Source organism: Pedobacter sp. 01N416, assembly GCF_056399685.1.
In genome coordinates, this window is sequence record NZ_JBFTRT010000557.1 from 1 (window position 1) to 3324 (window position 3324).

General features: G+C 34.6%; 5 protein-coding genes and 1 pseudogene. 5 read left to right on the forward strand and 1 reads right to left on the reverse strand.

Annotation, left to right across the window (positions count from 1 at the left end; translation table 11 throughout):
- Positions 1 to 513 (reverse strand): annotated as a pseudogene (locus tag AC1DND_RS23515) (diguanylate cyclase); the annotation flags it as partial.
- A 742-nt stretch (positions 514 to 1255) separates the two neighbouring features.
- On the opposite strand from AC1DND_RS23515, the gene AC1DND_RS23520 reads away from it, so the two are divergent.
- The 5 genes from AC1DND_RS23520 (at position 1256) to AC1DND_RS23540 (ending at position 3317) form a co-directional block, all read left to right on the forward strand.
- A complete protein-coding gene (locus AC1DND_RS23520) occupies positions 1256 to 1618 on the forward strand; it encodes a hypothetical protein (RefSeq protein WP_477585014.1) in 363 nt (120 codons plus the stop codon).
- Positions 1619 to 1636: 18 nt separating this feature from the next.
- Positions 1637 to 2125, forward strand: coding sequence for a hypothetical protein (locus AC1DND_RS23525; RefSeq protein ID WP_477585015.1), 489 nt, complete (start codon positions 1637 to 1639; stop codon positions 2123 to 2125).
- A 63-nt stretch (positions 2126 to 2188) separates the two neighbouring features.
- Positions 2189 to 2740: a hypothetical protein gene (locus AC1DND_RS23530; RefSeq protein WP_477585016.1), complete on the forward strand. Its 552-nt coding sequence runs from the start codon at positions 2189 to 2191 to the stop codon at positions 2738 to 2740.
- A 9-nt stretch (positions 2741 to 2749) separates the two neighbouring features.
- Positions 2750 to 3043 carry a hypothetical protein gene (locus tag AC1DND_RS23535; RefSeq protein ID WP_477585017.1) on the forward strand — a complete coding sequence of 98 codons (294 nt, stop codon included), beginning with the start codon at positions 2750 to 2752 and terminating at the stop codon, positions 3041 to 3043.
- Positions 3044 to 3080: 37 nt separating this feature from the next.
- Positions 3081 to 3317 carry a hypothetical protein gene (locus AC1DND_RS23540; RefSeq protein ID WP_477585018.1) on the forward strand — a complete coding sequence of 79 codons (237 nt, stop codon included), beginning with the start codon at positions 3081 to 3083 and terminating at the stop codon, positions 3315 to 3317.
- Positions 3318 to 3324: the final 7 nt, after the last annotated feature.

Consider the following 3324-nt stretch of genomic DNA (forward strand, 5'->3'; position numbering starts at 1 on the left):
GCCCTTTTCTTCGTTTTGAAAGGCAAGCTCTTCGTTGGCAATAATTAACTCATTAGCTCTTTTTTCTTTCTCCTCATTTTGAAAGATAAGTTCTTTGTTGGCAATAATGAGTTCGGCAGCACGTTTTTCTTTTTCTTCATTCTGAAAAGCCAATTCTTTATTGGCAATAACTAATTCGGCAGCACGGTTTTCTTTCTCCTCATTCTGAAAAATAAGTTCCTTATTCGCTATAATTAATTCAGCTGCTCTATTCTCTTTCTCCTCATTTTGAAAGGCAAGTTCTTTATTGGCAATAATCAGTTCAGCAGCACGATTTTCTTTCTCTTCATTCTGAAAAATAAGTTCTTTGTTGGCTATGATCAATTCAGCAGCACGATTTTCTTTCTCTTCATTCTGAAAATCAAGTTCCTTATTGGCGATAACCAATTCGGCGGCAAGTGTTTCGTTTTCATTAAACTGGGAAGCAATTTCTTTATTTGCAATAATCAATTTGGCAGAATCGTCCTTTTTCATATACTTAAATGCATTATTTTAAATAGAATTAAGTATAAGCTTACTTTTAAAGATTGAGTAATATTCGGTAGTAAGTTGCTAAAGCTAAGGTATTAAAAGCAGCAAAGCTCGATTTATAATTTTATTCTTAAAAAAGAGGTATAAATGAATGGTATGAATTAGTGTTTTTATAAATTTAACTAGCTGCTTTCTTTTTTACTACTCACAAAATAACTGAATAGTGCAGCAGTAAAAAACATAATTAGTCCGACCTGAAGGGATTGGTTAATTTGAAAAAGATCCAGATCGACAACAATAGTAGACTGACAGATATTAACTCTGTAGGGCAATTAGAAAAACTAGAACAGCTAGTTATATTTTTCTTAAAAATTTCAAAGCAGAATTTGGAAGAACGGTATTAAGTCAGATGACAAGAATCCTGCCTAATTCAAATACAATAAAATTTAGCACTTTAATAAATTTTCTGGAAGAGCGGACCAAGATCGCATTAAAGATTAAGGGCATTGAGAACTGGAATTATTCTATTGCTAAGCTGGAAACACCTGATCGAATATCGTTGTAAAAAGCTATCAAATTTGTGTATGTTTAGCTGAATAGTACAAAAACGGAGAAGTAACGCCAAAAGGGAAAATTGGAAATTTGCTTTATTGAAGACTCCAACCAATAAAAAAAATAAATAATTTTGATGTAGAACAATAGCAATCCGGAAATTTTATGGAGTTGGATACTTCAGAAAATTGTTATGCTTGCTGCTAAAATGCTTAACATGTGGACACCTATTTCAATAGATGAGTTAGATACAAGAATCATACGTGGAGAATTAAAACTGAGTGGTCAAATATTAAGCTTCTGGAATCTCATAAAAATCAAGCCCAGTAAATGGCAGGAAACCGAATATGGAGACGAGGGCGGAGGATTTTGGGTTGTAGCAATCCTCGGTAATGCAGTAGTTTATTACAACGACATTGAGGAAGGCTTTAACGTATCAACATACCAGACTTATGGACATATTAGTGAATATTGGTGTGAGCAGAGCGAACTTGATTGGATAGTTAAACTGCTTTACAGGAGGATCAACGACGAAAAGCAAAAGCCTCGTAACTAACAATACTCCCCTAAAAAAGTGAACTTTTTAAACAAGTTTTTTGGAAACAAACCTCCTGTTGTTGATTGGGAGATGGTAAAATATTCGGATCAGATATATCCGAAACATTCTTTTACCCTCTTAAAGTTAACCATGCAAAATGGCAAGCTAGGCACTGGCTGGGTTGATAAATCATATAGAAAGTACGAGTTCAAAGGATTTTGCCCTTATCATATCGGGATAAGTATTGATCTCACTGGTAAAGTTGCCGAGAATAATCCCGACTTGGATATGGGTACAATTGAGGATTTCTTTTCAGATGAATTGAAGAGGATATGCATTTGCCACTTGGTTTCCAGGCTGGTATCAGACAGAGGAATGGAAATCGAATGTTATTCGGAAAAGAATGAACCTATCGAGCAATTTTTAAGAAAGGTTAGTCTTGCAGAAAACAGATTGGTATCTTTCACCTACGAAATAGATTTTGATCCGAAGTGGAAGCAAGTTAATAGGTTACTTAACATATAACCTATTTGGTTTTATTGAAGATATCAATAATTGAGCCCAGTAACTGAAAAGAGCGATTATACCATGAAAACCGAAATCGACATTTTATCTGATAGAGAAGTAGAAATTTGGGACTATGCTGAATCTCAAAATGGAACAATGGATTTTGTAACTAAAAAACTTTCCGCAGAAGAAATATTCGAGCAGTATCGAAATATTCATAAGTCTTATCTTGAACTGTATTTTCGCATTGATAATGAAACTGCAAAGCTTGAGATCTTAAAGCGAATGATATTTTTAAATTGGTACGCTCTGGTGGAACCGAGTTGTTATACAGGAATTGAAGATCTTGACAATGCAACCGTATCTGAATCGTATTCCATTTTAGATCAATATTTAATCAATGGAAAAATCGATGCAGAATTTAAGTGGATGTTATCTTTTTATTCCAGTTGGGATTACACTATACTTCCATTTTCAGAACATAAACTTGAAGCCTTAACTGCATTTGTAAAAGGGGTAGATACTTCCATTTTAAGCTGTCCTAAAAATCAGTTGCCAAAAGGCACAATGGATAACAGGGGACAGATGGGAATTTACTGGATAAGTATGTCGGTTGAAAAGAAGATTAACTAAAAGAAGCCAATGAATAGACTTACCGTAAGAATTATTGTACTAGAGCCAAGTGAATGGAACCAAGGTAACCTTTTCGGTGAAATTGTTTCCGAACGTGGCGGTGATAAGCTCAAGGTTCGGCTTACTCGACGCATTAAAGGGAGAACATTTTCCAGTAATATCTTGATGCTCACACCAAGTATGAAGAACGAAACCTTTAAACCATTACAGCAATATTATTCTGTGGGTGTTAACGGAAGCATAATAAACGAGCATACCAACGAAGAAGAATTTGTCATTTCTGGTAACGTAACTTATGACTAATTTTCCCCATAAAGTTATTTCAACTTACAGGGTCTTAATGAAAAAGGCCTTTAACGAAGATATTGATGAAGCCTGGATTGATTGGGCTTTGGAAATGATTCAGGCAGGCTATGAATCTGATAATCTTTATATGCTTGCAGGAATGACCAGCCCCTACCATCAGTTTGAAATGCAAAGGTTAACAGATAAAGTTTTCGCTGATCTTAATCTTGACTATGAGGACAAGGGATTGATGATTGCAAATTATGTCTATTACATTATTCAACTACTATAAATGAGCC